18 protein-coding genes are annotated in these 17,788 nt (G+C 66.8%); 10 read left to right on the top strand and 8 right to left on the bottom strand.

The features are described from left to right. Positions 1–54 precede the first annotated feature (54 nt). From V9K97_RS15145 to V9K97_RS15120, 6 genes are read left to right on the top strand one after another with little or no spacing between them, the layout of a single operon-like run. Complete coding sequence (locus V9K97_RS15145) at positions 55–558, top strand: GlcG/HbpS family heme-binding protein (protein ID WP_258506426.1); 504 nt, start codon at positions 55–57, stop codon at positions 556–558. Between the two features lie 2 nt (positions 559–560). Next, entirely contained in the window at positions 561–1,259 is a 699-nt protein-coding gene (locus tag V9K97_RS15140; protein ID WP_337319149.1) for an ankyrin repeat domain-containing protein, read from the top strand. A 45-nt stretch (positions 1,260–1,304) separates the two neighbouring features. Further along, complete coding sequence (locus tag V9K97_RS15135; RefSeq protein WP_337319020.1) at positions 1,305–1,949, top strand: FMN-binding negative transcriptional regulator; 645 nt, start codon at positions 1,305–1,307, stop codon at positions 1,947–1,949. Between the two features lie 7 nt (positions 1,950–1,956). Beyond that, a complete protein-coding gene (locus V9K97_RS15130) occupies positions 1,957–2,187 on the top strand; it encodes a hypothetical protein (protein ID WP_443303424.1) in 231 nt (76 codons plus the stop codon). Beyond that, complete coding sequence (tadA, locus tag V9K97_RS15125) at positions 2,177–3,301, top strand: tRNA adenosine(34) deaminase TadA (protein WP_337319017.1); 1,125 nt, start codon at positions 2,177–2,179, stop codon at positions 3,299–3,301. The genes V9K97_RS15130 and tadA overlap by 11 nt, the downstream gene beginning before the upstream one ends. Next, positions 3,298–4,260 carry an LD-carboxypeptidase gene (locus V9K97_RS15120; protein WP_337297529.1) on the top strand — a complete coding sequence of 321 codons (963 nt, stop codon included), beginning with the start codon at positions 3,298–3,300 and terminating at the stop codon, positions 4,258–4,260. The genes tadA and V9K97_RS15120 overlap by 4 nt, the downstream gene beginning before the upstream one ends. A 19-nt stretch (positions 4,261–4,279) precedes the next feature. Here the strand turns inward: V9K97_RS15120 and V9K97_RS15115 are convergent, their stop codons facing one another. Continuing rightward, on the bottom strand, positions 4,280–4,522 hold the full coding sequence (locus V9K97_RS15115) for a hypothetical protein (protein WP_258506417.1): 243 nt from the start codon (positions 4,520–4,522) through the stop codon (positions 4,280–4,282). A gap of 394 nt (positions 4,523–4,916) precedes the next feature. Between V9K97_RS15115 and V9K97_RS15110 the strand changes: the two genes are divergently transcribed. Further along, positions 4,917–5,858 (top strand): adenylate/guanylate cyclase domain-containing protein, encoded by a 942-nt coding sequence (locus V9K97_RS15110; RefSeq protein ID WP_337319014.1) that lies wholly within the window; start codon positions 4,917–4,919, stop codon positions 5,856–5,858. 10 nt (positions 5,859–5,868) lie between these two features. On the opposite strand, the gene V9K97_RS15105 is transcribed toward V9K97_RS15110, so the two are convergent. From V9K97_RS15105 to V9K97_RS15085, 5 genes are all read right to left on the bottom strand, one after another. Further along, a complete protein-coding gene (locus V9K97_RS15105) occupies positions 5,869–6,228 on the bottom strand; it encodes a response regulator (protein ID WP_258506412.1) in 360 nt (119 codons plus the stop codon). 76 nt (positions 6,229–6,304) lie between these two features. Next, a complete protein-coding gene (locus V9K97_RS15100) occupies positions 6,305–7,525 on the bottom strand; it encodes a hybrid sensor histidine kinase/response regulator (RefSeq protein WP_337319012.1) in 1,221 nt (406 codons plus the stop codon). Next, positions 7,515–8,120, bottom strand: a complete 606-nt coding sequence (locus tag V9K97_RS15095; protein ID WP_337319010.1) for a chemotaxis protein CheB — start codon at positions 8,118–8,120, stop codon at positions 7,515–7,517. Before V9K97_RS15095 ends, V9K97_RS15100 begins: the two co-directional genes overlap by 11 nt. After that, the gene (locus V9K97_RS15090; protein ID WP_337319008.1) at positions 8,117–8,983 is read right to left on the bottom strand and encodes a CheR family methyltransferase; all 867 of its coding nucleotides are present in this window, start codon (positions 8,981–8,983) and stop codon (positions 8,117–8,119) included. The genes V9K97_RS15095 and V9K97_RS15090 overlap by 4 nt, the downstream gene beginning before the upstream one ends. Continuing rightward, complete coding sequence (locus tag V9K97_RS15085; protein WP_337319006.1) at positions 8,980–12,486, bottom strand: response regulator; 3,507 nt, start codon at positions 12,484–12,486, stop codon at positions 8,980–8,982. The genes V9K97_RS15090 and V9K97_RS15085 overlap by 4 nt, the downstream gene beginning before the upstream one ends. 214 nt (positions 12,487–12,700) lie before the next feature. Here V9K97_RS15085 and V9K97_RS15080 point away from each other — a divergent pair, with 214 nt between their 5' ends. Both V9K97_RS15080 and V9K97_RS15075 read left to right on the top strand, forming a co-directional pair. Further along, positions 12,701–14,989 (top strand): helicase C-terminal domain-containing protein, encoded by a 2,289-nt coding sequence (locus V9K97_RS15080; protein WP_337319147.1) that lies wholly within the window; start codon positions 12,701–12,703, stop codon positions 14,987–14,989. After that, positions 14,976–15,584 (top strand): alpha-ketoglutarate-dependent dioxygenase AlkB, encoded by a 609-nt coding sequence (locus V9K97_RS15075; protein ID WP_337319004.1) that lies wholly within the window; start codon positions 14,976–14,978, stop codon positions 15,582–15,584. Before V9K97_RS15080 ends, V9K97_RS15075 begins: the two co-directional genes overlap by 14 nt. A gap of 19 nt (positions 15,585–15,603) precedes the next feature. Here the strand turns inward: V9K97_RS15075 and V9K97_RS15070 are convergent, their stop codons facing one another. Next, positions 15,604–16,299: a UdgX family uracil-DNA binding protein gene (locus tag V9K97_RS15070; protein WP_258506407.1), complete on the bottom strand. Its 696-nt coding sequence runs from the start codon at positions 16,297–16,299 to the stop codon at positions 15,604–15,606. A gap of 39 nt (positions 16,300–16,338) precedes the next feature. Further along, a complete protein-coding gene (locus tag V9K97_RS15065; RefSeq protein ID WP_258506406.1) occupies positions 16,339–16,527 on the bottom strand; it encodes a hypothetical protein in 189 nt (62 codons plus the stop codon). Between the two features lie 175 nt (positions 16,528–16,702). Between V9K97_RS15065 and V9K97_RS15060 the strand changes: the two genes are divergently transcribed. Further along, positions 16,703–17,563, top strand: a complete 861-nt coding sequence (locus V9K97_RS15060) for an NmrA family NAD(P)-binding protein (RefSeq protein WP_337319002.1) — start codon at positions 16,703–16,705, stop codon at positions 17,561–17,563. Positions 17,564–17,788: the final 225 nt, after the last annotated feature.

The following is a 17,788-nucleotide window of genomic DNA, read 5'->3' as shown; positions in this document are numbered from 1 at the left end:
AGCCGTCGGCAATGCGCCGGCGCAACCACCCGCATCCACTGGAGAAATCGAAAAATGCGTTCCACCCTTCGCCTTGGCGGCCTCGCCATCCTGCTTGCCGCATCCGCCGTACAGGCCCAGACCACCGCGCCCGCGGTGCGCACCGAAAAGAACATCTCGCTCGCGCTGGCCAACCAGATCGCGGCCGAAGCCGTGGCTGCCTGCGCCGCCAATGGCTACAACGTGGCAGCCACCGTGGTCGATCGCGCCGGCACCGTGCGTGCCGTGCAGCGCGCCGACAACGCCGGTCCGCACACGCTGGCTTCGAGCGAGCGCAAGGCCTGGACCTCGGCATCGGCCAAGAACGCAACGCAGGCCATGATGGAGGGCTCGCAGAAGAACCCGGCCGGCGCCAACCTGGTCTACCTGCCGGGCGTGCTGCTGCTGGGCGGCGGCGTGCCGGTGAAGTCGGGCAACGAAGTGATCGGCGCCGTGGGCGTAGGCGGTGCGCCTGGCGGCCATCTGGACGAGCAGTGCGCCAATGCCGCGCTGGACAAGGTCAAGGGCCTGCTGGGTTGATGATGATGAAGCGCGGCATCTGGTCCGGGGCTCTGGCGGTCGCGCTCGGCATGGGCGCGGTGCTTGGCGCGCAGGCCCAGGTGCAGCCGCAAGCGGCCGAGGTGCTGGCCTATGAAGGGCTGCACCGGGCTGCCTGGCATGGCGACCTGCCAAAACTCAAGAGCCTGATTGCCTCCGGCGCCAACCTGGACGCACGCGATGCGCGGGGCCGCACGCCCTTGCACGTAGCCGCCCATGCGCGGCAGCGCGAAGCGGTGAAGCTGCTCGCCAAGGCCGGCGCAAAACTCGATGCGCTGGAAGACGATCGCTACGACGCGGTCACCATCGCGTCGGTGGCCGATGACGTCCAGACGCTGGCGCTGCTGCTGTCGCTTGGCGCCAGTGCAAAGCAGGTGACGAGCCGCTATGACGGCACCGCACTCATCGCGGCGGCGCACCTGGGCCACGACGAAGTGGTGCGCCAACTGATTGCGGCCGGCGCGCCGCTGGACCATGTCAACAACCTGCACTGGACGGCGGCAATCGAAGCCGTCGTGCTCGGCGACGGCGGTTTGCGTCACCAGCGCACGCTCTCGGCGCTGATCGATGCCGGTGCGAACCTGCAGCTGGCCGACCGCCAGGGCAACACGCCGCTGCAGCTTGCCAAGGCCCGCGGCTACACCGCGATGGTGAAGCTGCTGGAGGCACCGCGCTCAAGATAGGGCGGCTCGGGGGACAATCGGGCCTCTCCACGAGGAAACCGCCCCATGTACATGCCCCCGCAGTTCAACGCCAAGGATCCGGCCATTGCGCTGGAGCTGATGCGTGCACACCCGTTCGCCAGCCTGATCTCCAATGACGACGAGGGGCTGCCGTTCGTCACGCACCTGCCCATCGTGGCCGAGCAGCGCGAAGGCGACCAGCTCGTGCTGCTGGGGCACTGCGCCAAGCCCAACCCGCACTGGCGCTACCTGCAGGCGCGGCCGCAGGCGGTCGTCACTTTCATGGGGCCGCATTCGTACCTGTCGCCTTCGGTCTACCCCGACCTGGCGCGGGTGCCCACCTGGAACTATCTTGCGGTGCATTGCACCGTCGAGGCCCGTCTGATCGAAGAGCCCGTCGACAAGGATGCGCTGCTCAAGAAGCTCATTGGCGACCATGAGCCCGCCTATGCGCAGCAGTGGCGCGATTTGGGCGAGGAGTTCCAGCTCAAGATGCTGGCCGGCATTGTCGGCTTCGAAATGCGCGTGACCTCGCTGCAGTGCAAGCTCAAGCTCAACCAGCACCGCCGCGAATCGCATGGCGCCATGCGCGCCGTCTACAGCGCCGGCACGCCGGACGAGAAGGCCCTCGCGGTGTGGATGGAGCGCCTTGGCATGACGGGCGAAGCCCCGGTGGCACAAGGAAGCTGAGATGCGCATGTTCGGATTGCTCGGCCTGGTGCTGGCACTGGTGATCGTCGGGCTGCTTGCGAAGAAGCAATTGGCCACCACTGCAGCCCCGGCGTTGTCGGTGGTGCCCGGCGTTGCATCACCCGCGCCAGGCGAGGCGCCGGCCAATGCGCGGGCGCAAGTGCAGCAGGTTCAGACACAGGTCAACCAGGCGCTCGACGCCGCGGAGCAAGCGCGCAAGATGCCGGATGACAACTGAGCCCCTACAGCTTTCGCAGACCGGCGACGCGCACTGGATGGCGCTGGCGCTCGACGAGGCGCGCCGGGCCGCCGAAGCCGGCGAGGTGCCCGTGGGTGCGGTGCTGGTGAAGAACGGCCAGGTCATCGCCACAGGCCGAAACACGCCGGTGGCGCAGCATGACCCGAGCGCGCATGCCGAGATCAACGCGCTGCGCGCCGCGGCCGCTGCGCTTGGCAACTACCGGCTGGACGGCTGCGAGCTCTTCGTCACCCTCGAGCCGTGTGCCATGTGCGCGGGCGCCATGCTGCATGCGCGGCTCGCGCGCGTGGTGTTCGGCGCGGCCGATCCCAAGACAGGCGCGGCCGGTTCGGTGGTCGATCTTTTTGCGGAACCCCGGCTGAACCATCGCACGCAGGTGCAGGGCGGGGTGCTGGCAGCCGAATGCAGCGCCGTGCTCCAGCAATTCTTCAAGGAGCGGCGCGATGCGGCGCGCGAGCAGGCCGAGCCCTTGCGCGATGACGCACTGCGCACGCCGGCCGAGCGCTTCGATGCGCTGGAGGGCTACGCCTTCGAGCCGCGCTACGTCCAGGACCTGCCCAGCCTGCAAGGCTGGCGCATGCACTACATAGACGAAAGCGAAGGCGAAGGCCCGAGCGCCGCGCAGACAGCCTGTTGCCTGTGCCTCCATGGCCCCGGCGAATGGGGCTACTTCTTTCGCCATCTCGTGGGCGCGCCGGGGCTGCGCACGCTGGTGCCGGACCTCATCGGCTTCGGCAAAAGCGACAAGCCCAAGCGCGAAGCGGTACACACGCCCGAATGGCACTGCCAGGTGCTGAGTGAGTGGCTCGACCGCATGCCGGCCGGGCCGATGGTGCTGGTGCACAGCGCCGCAGGCACCGGGCTCGCGGCGTTGCTGCAGACTGCCAGACCCGAGCGGTTCACGGCCGTGCTCCTTGCACCCGATGCCGGCGAGCCGGTGGGCGATGCATGGCGCGCGCCGTTCCCGGACCGTGGCTACCAGGCCGCGCTGCGCGCGCTCGGGCCCATTGCTTCGTCATCGGGTCCGAGTGCCGAGCTGGCCGCGTCGCTCGCACAGAAGGCTCGCAACGCAATGGGATACTCGGCGGCGTGACCAAACACATCTACATCTATTCCCCCTCCAGCGCGATTCGCGACAAGGCCGCGTTCCGGCGCGGCGTGGCAAGACTCAAGGCGCTGGGCTATGAAGTCGAAGTCGACGAGGCCGCGCTTGCAGTGCACCAGCGTTTTGCCGGCGACGACGCGACACGGCTCGCCTCGATCAGCCGCGCTGCCGCCAGCGGGGCCGACATTGCCTTGATTGCGCGCGGCGGCTATGGCCTCACGCGTATCCTCGACGCCATTCCCTACAAGGCCGTGGCCAAGGCGATCCAGCGCGGAACCGAATTCGTGGGCCTGAGCGACTTCACGGCCCTGCAGAACGCGCTGTACGTCAAGACCGGCGCCGTCACGTGGGCCGGCCCTGCGGTGGGCGAAGACTTCGGTGCCGAGGGCGGCGCCGACGACATCATGGAAGCCTGCTTCGACGACCTGGTGAGCGGGCAGGGCGAAGGCACCGGCTGGCGCATGCCCGTGCGCGACGCCGGGCTGAAGATCAAGCCCGTGCACGACGCCACCCTGTGGGGCGGCAACCTTTGCGTGCTCATCAGCCTGCTCGGAACGCCTTATTTCCCGCAGGTGGATAAAGGCGTGCTCTTCATCGAAGACACCAACGAGCACCCGTACCGCATCGAGCGCATGCTCGACCAGCTGCGCATGGCCGGCGTGCTGGCAAGGCAGCGCGCCATCGTGTTCGGGCAGTTCACCGGCATGCGCAAGGTGCCGGGCTATGACCGCGGGTTCGGTTTCGATTCAGTGGTCGACCGGCTGCGCGCGGCGCTCAAGGTGCCGGTGCTCACGGGGCTGCCCTTCGGACACGTGCAGACCAAGGTGCTGCTGCCCGTGGGGGCCAAGGTGGAACTTGCCGCCGAGGGGCGGGATGTGTTCATGGTCTGGGGGCACAGGCACGCGCATGGCCACGATGCGCATCACGCGCACGACCACGCGCATTGACCGCCCGGTGCCGGCGCCGCTATTGGTGCTGCGTAAAGCGCTGGTGCACGCGCGGGCCCATCGAGCCAGGCAGGCCGCCCTCGAACATGCTGTTGATGGCCTTCATCTGGCGGCGGGCTGCCGCTTCGCCATCAATGGCGCTGAGCGCCACCATCACGTCCTGGCGCAAATACCAGAGCGACTCCACATCGGTCGCAAACCGCACGCGCTGCGCAACGCGCTGTACCGAATGGCCGCCGTGCGCCTGCAGCACCGAAAGCATGGCCGAACGAATTCTTCCCAACTGGTTTTCTCCCATCCGGGGAGACCCGAAACCGGGAATTCCGAAGAAGCGAAAAAAGCGACGAAAAGTCAGCATGAGGACTAAAAGCGTATTGCCGGAAGCAAGGACGGTTGCTACCTTAAGCCTCAGTCGGGCGATTAACAAGTTCTGAAACAGTGTTTCTTGTTTGTAAACAACAAACTTTACGCTTCAATTGAAGTGGTCGTTGGCGTTTGACTACGAAAGTTGTAAAAAATTAATGTCATCTAGCGAATGGCCTAACAAGTTCAAAACGCATAAATGGGGTTAACAGGTTCGTCCCGAGCGTCGATCCGCCAACTGGCCGTTAATGTGTGGGCATCAGCAACTGTTGCCATCGAGTTCTCCCAACAGCATGGATGCCAATTCCACAGTCGTTTTCGCTGACCTGACCGGGAGCTCCCGGGTCTTTGAAGCCATGGGAAACGCGCGCGCCACCGAAACGGTGACGCGGCTCACCCAATGGATTGGCACCATCTGCCAGGCGCACGGCGGCAGGGTGGTCAAGTCGCTGGGCGACGGCGTTTTTGCCATCTTCTCGCACGCCGCCGCGGCCACGCATGCGGTCATCGAGTTGCAGCGCTACCACCAGAAGCGCCTGGTGGCCTGGCCGGCGCCGCTGCGCATGGCGCTGCAGATCGGCGTGGCAAGCGGCGAAGTGCTCGAGGTGGAGGGCGACTGCTTCGGCGATGCGGTCAACCTGGCTTCCCGGCTCAGCGACCTGGCGGGGCCCGGGCAGATCTGGGCCACCGACGCCGTGATTTCGCAGTTGCGCGAGGTCGGCGTGCGGCATCGCGACCTGGGCCTCATCACCATTCGGGGCCGCAGCGAAATGTCGGCCGTTCACCGTATCGACTGGCAGGAGGAGGTGACCTCGTTCCTGACCGTGCCGGCCGCGCTCATGCCCATGCGCCTGCCCGACTCCTCCTTCGGCCAGATCGAGCTCGCGTGGCTCGACGTGCGCTCCATGTTTCGCACTGAAGAGTTGCCGATTCACCTGGGCCGCGTGAACGACGCGCAATTCGTGGTCACCGATCCACGCGTTTCACGGCTGCATGCGCGCATCGAGCTGCGGCAAGGCAGTTGCGTGCTGACCGATCTCAGCACCTACGGCACCTGGGTGCGGTTTCACGGCAACGGCGGGCCGAGCAACGAGATTGCGCTGCGCCGCGAAGAATGCGTGCTGCATGGCAGCGGAGAGATCGGCCTGGGCGCATCGCTGAGCGACTTCACCGCGCCCACCATCGCCTTCAAGACGGCCGGTACCGAAATGCAGTTGTCGCCGCGCGCCGCCTAGCGCCGAAAGCTCATTGCGGCGCCGAAAGAATCGCGGCGAGCTGGCCGAAGTCGATCGGCTTCTGAAGATGGTGGTCGAACAGGTCCTGCGCCGAAGCGCCGGCGGCGTCTTCCGCTGAAAAGCCTGAAATAGCGACCAGCAGCCGCGGGGCGCCTTCCGCAGCCTCCGAGCGCAGCCGCCGCGCCACCTCGGCACCCGGAAAATCGGGCAGGGTCAGGTCGATGAGCGCCGCATCGAAGTGCTCGGCCTTGGCCGCGTCCATCGCCTGCTGCGCGGTGTAGGTGCAGCGGGCGGTATGGTCCTGCAAGGTCAGCAGTTCCTGCAGCAGGTCTGCGGCGGCCTGGTTGTCGTCGACGATCAGCACATTCACGGTGGCACGCTTTCAATCAGCTTGGGCGAACCACGCAGTATCCCGGTCAAACGCAAGGTGTGCAGTAGGAAGGCGCCTACGCTTCCGCTTGCGCCGCAGTCCGGGCGACGGATTCCAGCGGCAGTTCGACCCGGAACAGCGCCCCTTCGCCCGGCGTGCTCTCCACCTCGATGCGGCCGTTGTGCAGGCACACGATCTTGCGCGTGATGTACAGGCCCAGGCCCAGGCCGGACGCGTGCTTGCGGCTGTCGTCCGTGCGTTCGAACTGCTCGAAGATGCGTTGCTGGTCTTCAGGTGCAATGCCGATGCCCTGGTCGCGCACCGTGATGTGCGCGGTGCCGCCAACCCGGCCGAGCACCATTTCGACCGGCTTGCCGCGGCCGTAGCGCAGTGCGTTGGTCAGCAGGTTGGTCAGCACCTGTTCGATGCGGAACTCGTCCCACACGCCCCGCAGTTCGCGCGGCGCCTCGAGCGCGATCTCCGAGCCGGCGGCCTCGGCCTGCTGGCGCAGGCCCTCCACCACGGTTCGCGCAAGGGCCGCCAGGTCCACCGGCTTCGGCTGTATCGAGAGCGCATCGCGCCGCATGCGCGTCACGTCGAGCATGTCGTCGATCAGCCGCACCATGTTGCGTATCTGCCGCTGGTCGCGTTCGATCATCGCGGGCAGCCGGTCCGCGGCAAAGGACTCCAGGTTGCCCTTGGCCACATGCAGCTGCCGCAACTGCGTTTCGAGGTAGAGCGTGTTGAGCGGCGTGCGCAGCTCATGCGAAACCATCGACATGAAGTCGTCGCGCATTTGCACCGCGCGCTCGAGCTCGCGCTGTGTATGCCGCAGCTGCTGCACCAGTTCTTCCTGCTTGTGGTTGGCTGCAGCCAGCTTTTCCATCTCCTGGCCCAGCGCCTTGCGGTGGCGGTGCAGGTCGACGAACACGTTGACCTTGCTCGTGACCGCATGCGGATCGAGCGGCTTGTGCAGGAAGTCGACCGCGCCGCTTTCGTAGCCCTGAAAGGCGTAGTTGAGTTCGCGGCCCGCCGCGCTCACGAAGATGATGGGAATGTGCCGCGTGCGCTCGGTGCCGCGCATGAGCTCGGCCAGTTCGAAGCCGTTCATGCCGGGCATCTGCACATCGAGAATGGCCAGCGCAAACTCGTGGTCGAGCAGCAGCGCAAGCGCCTGCTCGGCCGAGGTCGCGCGGTACACCGCGCGCCCGGGGCCGCGAATCAGGGCTTCGAGCGCAAGAAGGTTTTCCGGCAGGTCATCGACGATCAGCAGCTTGCTTTCGACGTCAATGGGCATGGGTGGACTCCAGTTGCAAGAGCAATGCGCGGAGCTCGCGCAGGGGCAGCACGTGATCGGGAAAATGCAAGGCAATGGCCGCTTGGGGCATGATGGAAATCTGGGCTTCGTTGGGGTCCTGAACGGCGGTGATGCCGCCGGCCTGGTGAATGCGATGCAGGCCCTCGGCGCCGTCTTCGTTTGCGCCGGTCAGCAGCATGCCGGCGAGCGCGGGGCCGTAGGCGTCGGCGGCGGAACTCATCAGCACGTCGATCGAGGGCCGCGAAAAATGCACCGGCGGCTCGCAGCTGAGCGAAAAGCGCCGATCGCGCTCGATCGACAGGTGATAGCCCGGCGGTGCGAAATACACATTGCCGGCCGCGAGTGGCATCTTGTCCGCCGCCTCGTGCACGGGCAGGTGCAGGCGATCGGCAAAGATCTGCGCCAGGTGGCTTTCGTGGTTTTCGGGCACGTGCAGCACGATCACGACCGGAAGCTTCCACGATGCCGGAAGCCCATTCAGCAGCGTGAAAAGCGCCTCGATGCCGCCGGCGGATGCGCCGAGCACCACGGCCTCGACACGCCGGCCCGGGGTTGGGGGTGCGGTCAGCTTCATGTGGCCTTGCGGTAGATGCGCTCCGGCTTCGAATGCGCATCGAAGCGCTGCGAATAACTCGAAAAGTCGATGCTCTCCTTGGAGCCCAGCCCGAGAAAGCCGCGGTGGCAGAGCGACTCATGAAAGAGGCCCAGCGCGCGGTCTTGCAGCTCGCGGTTGAAATAGATGAGCACGTTGCGGCAAGACACCAGCTGCGTCTCGGCAAACACGCTGTCGGTGGCCAGGCTGTGGTCGGCAAAGATGACGTCGGCGCACAGCGATGGGTCGAAGCGGGCGGCCTCGTAGGCGGCCGTGTAGTAGTCGGAGAAAGAACTCCGCCCGCCCGCGCGCTGGTAGTTGGCCGTGTACCCGCGAACCGCCTCGATCGGAAAGATGCCCTGCCGCGCCTTTTCGAGCGAAGCGGGGTTGATGTCGGTCGCGTAGATCTGCGTGCGCGAGAGCAGGCCTTCTTCGCGCAGCAGGATGGCGAGCGAAAACACTTCTTCGCCGGTGCTGCAGCCTGCCACCCACACCTTCACCGAGGGATAGGTGTGCAGGATCGGCACCACATGCTGGCGCAGCGCAAGAAAGTAGGCGGGGTCGCGGAACATCTCGCTCACGGGAATCGTCAGGTACTGGAGCAGCCGGCCGAACAGCGCCGGGTCGCGCAGCACTTTTTCCTGCAGCGCCGAAATGCTCGGCAGCCCGAGCTGCGCGAGCGCATGCAGCACGCGCCGCTTTTGCGACGCCACGGTGTAGTTGCGGAAGTCGTAGCTGTACTTGAGGTAGATGGCCTCCATCAGCAGCCTCAGCTCGATCTCCGTGTTGCTCAACGGGGAGGGCGGGGAGGCCGGCAGCGGCGAGGGCGGGACGGTGGAGGTCACAGCCGCTCCATTTTCGGCAACCACACGCGCAAGAGCGAGAACAGGCGCTCCAAATCCACAGGCTTGGCCAGGTAGTCGCTGGCGCCGGCGGCCAGGCACTGCTCGCGGTCGTCCTTCATGGCCTTGGCGGTAATTGCAATCACGGGCAGCTTGTCGAAGCGCGGATCGGCGCGCAGGCGGCGCGTGGCTTCCAGGCCGTCCATCTCCGGCATCATCACGTCCATCAGCACCAGGTCGATCTCGCGCACCTGGGCGAGCTTCTCGAGCGCTTCGCGGCCGTTGCGGCCGATCTCGACCGCCGCGCCGCGCTGCTCCAGCGCGCTCGTCAGCGCGAAGATGTTGCGCACGTCGTCGTCCACCAGCAGGATGGTGCGGCCCTCGAAGATGCGGTCGCGCCCGCGCGCGGCCTTGAGCATGCCCTGGCGCTCGCTGGAAAGTTCGGCTTCCACCTTGTGCAGGAACAGCGTGACCTCGTCGAGCAGCCGCTCGGGCGACCGGGCGCCCTTGATGATGATCGAGCGTGAATAGCGCTGCAGCTCGGCTTCTTCGTCGCGCGTGAGATTGCGCCCGGTGTAGACGATCACCGGCGGAAACGAAACGATTTCTTCCGCCGCCATCTGCTTGAGCAACTCGCCGCCCTGCATGTCGGGCAGGTGCAGGTCGGTGATCATGCAGTCGAACACCCGCTTGCGCAGAAGCTCGAGCGCCTCTCCGCCGGAGCCCACGGCAATGATCTCGATGTCTTCGTCGCCGATGAGCCGTATCACGCTCTCGCGCTGCAGCGCGTCGTCTTCGACCAGCAGCACGGTCTTGACCTTCTGCGTGAGCTTTTCCTCCAGCCGGGCGAACACCTGCATCAGTTCGGCGCGGGTGGCCGGCTTCTGCGCGTAGCCGATGGCGCCCATGTGCAGCGCGGCGGCCTGCGCGTTGTCGGCGGCCGACACCACATGAATCGGAATGTGGCGCGTCTTCGGCGAATCCTTCAGCCGCTGCAGCACGTCCAGCCCGGTGCTGTCGGGCAGGCGCATGTCGAGCAGGATCGCGTCGGGCAAGAATTGCTGGGCCAGCTCGAAGCCGTCCGCAGCACCATGCGCCACCAGGCAGCGGTAGCCGAGCTCGTGCGCCAGGTCGTAGAGGATGTGCGCGAACTGCGGCTCGTCCTCGATCACGAGCACCCGGCGCACCTGGTCGCGCGGCAGCTCGCGGTCGTCGGCAAAAAGCGGTGGCGGCACGGCGCCCCCGGGTGCCGGCGGCGCGGGCAGCGCATGCCCGGTGAAAGAGGTGGGAAGGGTCGAAGAGGGGGCCAGCGCCGCAGGCGGTGTGGCCGGAACCGGGGCTGGAGCCGGCGCTTCCAGCCCTTGCGGCGCGACGGCCGGCAACTGCAGCGTGAAGGTGCTGCCTTGGCCGGGCTGGCTTTGCACCGCGAGCGTGCCCCCCAGCAGCCGCGTGAGGTCGCGCGAAATCGAAAGACCCAGGCCCGTGCCGCCAAAGCGGCGGCTGGTCGTGCCATCGGCCTGGTGAAAGGCTTCGAAGATCAGCGCTTGCTGGTCGGGTGCAATGCCGATGCCCGAATCGGAAACCGCGAAGACCGCGCCGCCGTCCGGCGCGGCGGAAACGACCAGCGCCACCTCGCCGCTGTCGGTGAACTTGATCGCATTGGAGAGCAGGTTCTTCAGGATCTGCTCGACCCGGTGCCGGTCGGTTACCAGCAGGGGCGGTGTGCCCGGGCGCATCTCCAGCCTGAAGGCCAGCCGCTTTTCGCCGGCCAGCGGCTTGAAGGTGCTCTCCAGGCTTTGCGCAAGTTTGTCGAGCGCCACGTTCTCGACCACGATCTCCAGCTTGCCCGCCTCGACCTTCGAGATGTCGAGGATGTCGTTGATGAGCGTCAGCAGGTCGTTGCCCGACGAATAGATCGATTCGGCGAACTTCACCTGCTCGGGGCTCAGGTTGCCTTGCGGGTTGTCGCCAAGCAGCTTGGCCAGGATGAGCGCACTGTTGAGCGGCGTGCGCAGCTCGTGCGACATGTTCGCCAGAAACTCCGACTTGTAGCGGCTTGCCCGCTGCAGCTCGTCGGCCCGGTCTTCCAGGTCGCGCTGCACGCGGCGCAAGGCGGCGTTGCGCTGGTCCAGCGCCTCGGTGCGTTCCGAAAGCTGGCTGTTGGTCTGCTCCAGCTCGGCCTGCTGGTTCTCCAGCATGGCCTGCGAAGCCCGCAGCGCGCGCGACTGTTCCTCGAGCTCCTCGTTGGCGGTGCGCAGTTCTTCCTGCTGCACCTGCAGCTCTTCGTTCAGCTGCTGCGTTTCGGCCAGCGCGTCCTGCAACTGTTCGCGGTAGCGGGCCGCGGCCAGCGAATCGCCGATGTCTTCGCCCACCAGGTCGAGCAGGTCGTTGGCGCGCGAATCGGGCGCGGCCGGAAGGCCGAGCTCGACCACGCCGTTGACCACGCCATTGCTCGACACCGGCATCAACAGCACGGCCGACGGCGCCATTTCGCCCAGGCCCGAATTGACCTTCAGGTAGTCGGCCTGTATCGGCTCGACGAGCATGCGGCGCCTTTCCGCCGCAGCCTGGCCAAGCAGGCTCTGGGTGGGCGAAAACACTTGCGGCGAAGCTTCGGCCTCCATGGAGAAGCCGTAGCTCGCCGCACGGCGCAGCGACCCGTCCCGCTCGCGAACGTACAGCGCACCCACCGCGCTGCCCAGGTGGCGCGAGCAAAAGGCCAGGACCTTGCGGCCCAGGTCGTTGGCGCTCAGTTCGCCCACCAGTTCGCCCACCAGCTCGGTTTGCGCACTTCGCAGCCACGCCTGCTGCGCCAGCCGCTCGGCATGCGCGGCTTGCTCCTGCAGCACCACGTCGTAGCTGTTCGAAAGCCGCACCAGCTGCCGCCGGCCGAAGTACGCCACCAGGCCGGTGAACAGCAGCGTGAACAGCAGGAACGTGCCCACCACCAGCCAACTCGTGCGATTGGCCTGTTCGCTGCGCTGGAAACGCAAGCCCTGTTCGGTCTCGATGAAGCCGGCAAACTCCGCCCGCATGGCGTCGCTCAGCTGCTTGCCGCGGCCTTGCCGCACCGCCTGCTGGTAATCGGAGCCGCCCTTGCGCACGGCGATCAGGCCGCGGGCGTATTCATTCCAGTCCTGCTGGAGCGCGGCGATGCGTTCGAGCCGCTCCTGCTGCTGCCGGTTGTCCGAAACCAGCTTGCCGAGCGCATCGATGTCGCCCTTGATCCTGGGCAGGGCGGTTTGGTAGGGCTCCAGAAAGCTCTCGTCCCCGGTAATGAGAAAACCGCGCAGGCCGGTTTCCATGTCGATGCTGCGCCGCTGCAGCTCGCTGGCGCTGCGCGTGACGCGGTCGGAGTGCTCGACCGCACCAATGGTCGACAGCAAGAAGACGATCAGCCCGACGAACACCAGTGCGCCGATCAGGCCGCCCAGCAGCGGCAGTTTCAGGTTGCGGCTCAGCAGGCGGTCGAAATCATCGGGGTCGATCGCGGTCGGAGTTTTCATTCGGGCAAGATTTGTAAGCAAAACTTTTCTAGTTTTGCCCAAGTCCGAGGTCCTTTGTGTCGGAGAAGGCCCCGAGACGCTCCTGTGCGGCAAATGCGGTGCGCCAACTGGGGCTCGCAGTTATACTGTTGTTTCATACAGTGCCAGCCAAGTGACAGCGAATCCTTCGATCAAGCTGCAGAACGGGGTAATCGATCCGCTCGGCGAGCGCACGGTGTCCGTCAAGGCGCTGTGCGCCTTCGCAGCCAAGGAGGGCGACCTCGACCTGCGTTTTGTGCCCGCGCCCAGCGCGCTCGAGGGCATGGCCGGCCACGCGCTGGTGCAGGGCCGGCGCGGCGACGGCTACCAGAGCGAGGTGGCGCTGGTCTCGCACTGGGGCGCACTCAAGGTGCGCGGCCGTGCCGACGGGCATGACCCGCGCGAACGCCGCGTCGAAGAAATCAAGACCTTCCGCGGCGACTTCGACGCCATCCGCGGCAACCACCGGGCGCTGCATTGGGCACAGGCACGCACCTACGGCTGGATGCTGTGCGAAATGCATGGCTACGAGCGCATCACCGTCGCGCTGGTGTACCTCGACCTCGCCACCGGCGACGAAACCGTTCTCGAAGAGCAGCACGAACGGGCTGAGCTCCAGGCGCATTTCGAGCGCCTGTGCGCGTGCTACAGCGCGTGGGCCGAGGCCGAAGCGACCCACCATGCCGCGCTCGATGGCGCGCTCGGCCGGCTCGAGTTTCCGCACGGCACGTTCCGCGCGGGCCAGCGGGAACTGGCCGAGGCGGTATACCGCGCCGGCGTGAACGGGCGCTGCCTCATGGCGCAGGCGCCCACCGGCATCGGCAAGACGCTGGCCACCATCTTTCCGCTGCTCAAGGCCCGGGCCGCGCAAAAGATCGACAAGATCTTCTTTCTTACCGCCAAGACCTCCGGCCGCGCCGTGGCGCTGGACGCGCTGCGCTTGCTGGGCAAAGACTGCGCACAGGTGCGCGTGCTCGAGCTCACCGCGCGCGAGAAGGTGTGCGAATACCCCGACCGGGCCTGCAACGGCGATTCATGCCCGCTCGCCAAAGGCTTCTACGACCGCCTGCCCGCCGCGCGAGAGGAGGCCGTGCGCACCGCACGGCTCGACCGGCAGGCGCTGCGGCACATTGCGCTGGCGCACACCGTGTGCCCCTATTTCCTCGCGCAGGAAATGGCGCACTGGTGCGACGTGATCGTGGGCGACTACAACTACTACTTCGACGGCAGCGCCTTTCTCTTTGCCACCATGAAAGATGCCGAGTGGCGCGCGGCCGTGCTGGTCGACGAGGCGCACAACCTGCTGGAGCGCGCACGCGGCATGTACACCGCACAGCTCGACGGCCCGGCGCTCGAAGATGCCCACCGCGCGGCGCCTGCCGCGGTGCGCGGCCCGCTCGCCCGGCTCTACCGCGAGTGGGACACGGTGCAGCAATCGCAGACCGAGCCGTATGACGTTGTCGACGAGGTGCCCGAGCGCTTTGCGCGCGCGCTGCAGGCGGCCACCATGGCCATGGGCGAGTACTTCACGGCCACGCCGGAGGCCCTGCAGGGGCCGCTGCAGCGCTTCTTCTTCGACGCGCTGCAGTTCGCCCGGCTGGCTGAATCGTTCGGCGACCATTCGGTTTTCGAGCGGACGCTGGGCCCCTCGCAAGACCAGCAGCAGCGCAGCCTGGCCATCCGCAACCTGGTGCCCGCACCGTTCCTCGAACCGCGGTTTGCCGATGCCGCATCGGTCACCTGCTTCTCCGGCACCTTGTCGCCTTTCGAGTTCTACCGCGACGCGCTCGGGCTGCCGGCGGACACGGCCTTGCTCGACGTGGCTTCGCCTTTCTGCAGCCGGCAGCTGCGCGTGGAAGTGGCCATGAACGTGTCGACCCGGTTCCGCGACCGCGCGGGTTCGCTGCGCAGCGTGGCCGAAATCATCGGCGCCCAGTTCGAGCGCCTGCCGGGCAACTACCTCGCGTTCTTCAGCAGCTTCGACTACCTTGAGAAAGCCTGCGCGGCTTTCCTGGCCAGGCACCCCGGCGTGCCGGTGTGGGCGCAGACCCGCGGCATGGCCGAGGCCGAGCGGCGCGACTTTGTGGCTCGCTTCGAAGAAGGCGGGCAGGGCATCGGCTTTGCCGTGCTCGGCGGCGCATTCGGCGAAGGCATCGACCTGCCCGGAAGCCGCCTCATCGGCGCCTTTGTAGCGAGCCTGGGCCTGCCGCAATACAACGCCTTGAACGAAATCACGCGCGAGCGCATGCAGGCGCGCTTCGGCAAAGGGTACGAGTACACCTATCTCTACCCCGGCCTGCAAAAGGTGGTGCAGGCGGCCGGCCGGGTCATTCGCACCGAGCAGGACCGGGGCGTGCTGCATCTGCTCGACGACCGGTTTGCACGCGCCGAAATCCGTCAGTTGCTGCCGCCCTGGTGGGAACTGCAACTGGGCGGCCCGGCGCGTGCCAGAGACGAATGGGGAGGCTTTGATGCGGTCCGCTAGGCGCATCCAGCTGGCCGACGAGCCCGACCTGTTCGGCGAGGTGCCGGCGGCCGCGATCGAAGGCCTGCGGTACAAGCACGAATTTCTCACGCGCGCCGAGGAACAGGAGCTGCTGCGCATCGTGCAAGGCTTCGAGCTGCGGGAGATGCGCTACAAGGAATACACCGCACGCCGCCGCGGCATCAGCTTTGGCGGCAGCTACGACTTTGCCAACCATCGCTTGAAGCCCGGCGCCGCCATGCCGGAGGTTTTCCACCCGCTGAGGGCCAGAGTGGCCGAATGGATGGGCATGGCGCCCGGGGATTTCGCCCACATGCTGGTGGCCGAATACCGACCTGGGACGCCGCTCGGCTGGCATCGCGACGTGCCCGACTTTGAAGACATCGTCGGTGTTTCGCTGCTCGGCGACGCGGTGATGCAGCTGCGGCCTTATCCCCCGGCCAGCGCCACGGCGCCCGCGAGCCTCGAACTGCTGATGGAGCCGCGCTCCATCTACATGCTGCGCGGCGAAGCGCGCTGGGCATGGCAGCACGCCATTGCGCCCACCGAGACGCTGCGCTATTCGATCACCATGCGCACGCGGCGGCGCACATGACATCTCGCGCGGCCAGGGCTTAGGCAGGGGCTGCCGTTCGAGTCCGTCGCGGGGCGCGCACCGGCCGGGGCGCGGGGGCGGCACGCTTGGCAGTTTTAGTGGCCGCCGTTTTCTTCATCACATCCGAGGCGACCCGCAGGTCCTTGAGCCAGGCTTCCCACGCGGCCTCTCGTTGCTCGGGGTCGCCGCGCAGCAGGGCAGACGGGTGTAGCGTGACCAGCACGCGGTGGCCGGCGGCATTCTCCTGCCACTGGCCGCGCTCCTTCATCACGGCCACGGGCCGGCCCAGCAAAGAGCGCGCGGCCGTGCCGCCCAGGGCAATGAAGGCGCGCGGCTGCACGAGTTCTATCTCGCTTTCGAGCCAGTGCCTGCAGGCCTCGGCCTCGCGCTGGCCCGGCGTCTTGTGGATGCGGCGCTTGCCGCGAAGCTCGTACTTGAAATGCTTCACCGCATTGGTCACGTAGAGCTTCTCGCGCGACCAGCCGAGCTCGGCCACGGCGCGGTCGAACAGCTTGCCGGCGGGGCCCACGAAGGGGCGGCCCACCAGGTCTTCCTTGTCGCCCGGCTGCTCGCCCACCACCATCAGCACGGCCCCGACCGGGCCTTCGCCAAAGACCGACTGCGTCGCGGGCTCGCCCAGCGGGCACTCGCGGCAGGCGTCGGTGGCGATGCTCAGCGCCTTCAGGGCGGCAGTGGCTTCGTTGCGGTGAGACACGGTCGAGACGACGTGTGGTTTGCGTTCAGCCGGCCGCCCTCAGTGCGTGCCGCCGCCCCGCCGCGACTGGGTCTGGTTGCTGCTGCCGACGTGGCTTTCGCGGTCATGGCGGCTTTCGGCGGTGCGGCGTGGCTCGTTGCGGGGCGTGGGGCTCTGGTTGCCCGCCTTGTTGTGATCGGGCGGGAGCGAGCCGCGTTCATCGGGGGTGTTCGGGTTCGTCTTCGACATGAATTGCTCCTTGAAAAAATGCGTGGACATGCATTTCTCCGCGCGCCGCGCGGCCGCCTGTGTGGGAATAGACCCACGACGGGCGTCGTCCAAGCCGGGCGCTCGCGGCGGCAGCGAGCCAATAGCTTCGAGCCATGTCATTTCCGGTTTGCAACCGTTGGAGAAAGGCACACGCATGACGCACATCGTCCTTGGCGCGACCGGGCATGTCGGCTCGGTGCTGGTTTCTGCGCTGCTTGCGCAAGGCCAGAAGGTGATCGCGGTCACGCGCGACGCCGCACATGCCGAAGCCTTGCACCGGCGGGGCGCCACCGTCGCTGAGGCCGACGTGTTCGACGTGCCTTCGCTGCGGCGCGTGGTGGCCGGCGGCAAGCGCCTGTTCCTGCTCAACCCGCCCGCGCCGCCTTCGACCGACACCGCTGCAGAGGAGCAAAGGAGCCTGGATTCCATCCTCGAAGCGATCGAAGGCTTGCCGCTCGAGAAGATCGTTGCCGAATCGACTTACGGTGCGCAGCCTGGCGACCGCATCGGCGACCTCGATGTGCTCTACCGGATGGAGCAGGCGCTTGCCGCCCAGCCGGTGCCCGTGAGCGCGATTCGCGCGGCCTACTACATGAGCAACTGGGACGCCTCGCTGGAAACTGCGCGCAGCGAAGGCAAGCTGCACAGCATGTACCCACCCGACTTCACGCTGCCGATGGTGGCGCCGCGCGACCTTGGCGAGTTCGCGGCGCAGCTCATGCGGGGCGAGGCCCGGTCTTCCGGTCCGCACTATGTCGAGGGACCCGAGCGCTACTCGCCGGGCGACGTCGCGCGAGCTTTTGCGGAGGCGCTTCGGCGGCCGGTCGAGGTGGTCGTGACGCCGCCCGACCAGTGGGAGCAGGCGTTCCGTTCGATGGGGTTTTCGGAGGCCGGCGCAAGGTCTTATGCCGCCATGACGCGCCTTACCCTCGATAACAAGGAAGAGCCGGAAAGATCCGAACGCGGGGCGACTTCTCTGCGCGAATACATCTCGGCGCTGGTGAAGAAGGGCTGAAAACGCCAAGCTGCCGGGCCCAATTTTTCTGATTTTCAAAATCAGCCATCGCCCTGTCCGATAACAAGAAAAGACACCCGTGCACCGGCGGACCCTCGATATTCCGCAACTATCTCTATCGCCTGCAAGACAACTTGCGTCCGGCCCTTCGCACGTTCTATGCACGCGAAGCCGCCGTGTTGCACGAGCTTGATTCGAACCGTCAGCCTACGCCGGTCAACGCCG

This window comes from Variovorax sp. CCNWLW186 (assembly GCF_037203865.1).
Taxonomy (GTDB): Bacteria; Pseudomonadota; Gammaproteobacteria; order Burkholderiales; family Burkholderiaceae_C; genus Variovorax.
The sequence above is the reverse complement of the archived record's forward strand: the minus strand, read 5'-3'. Positions and strand labels throughout refer to the sequence as shown.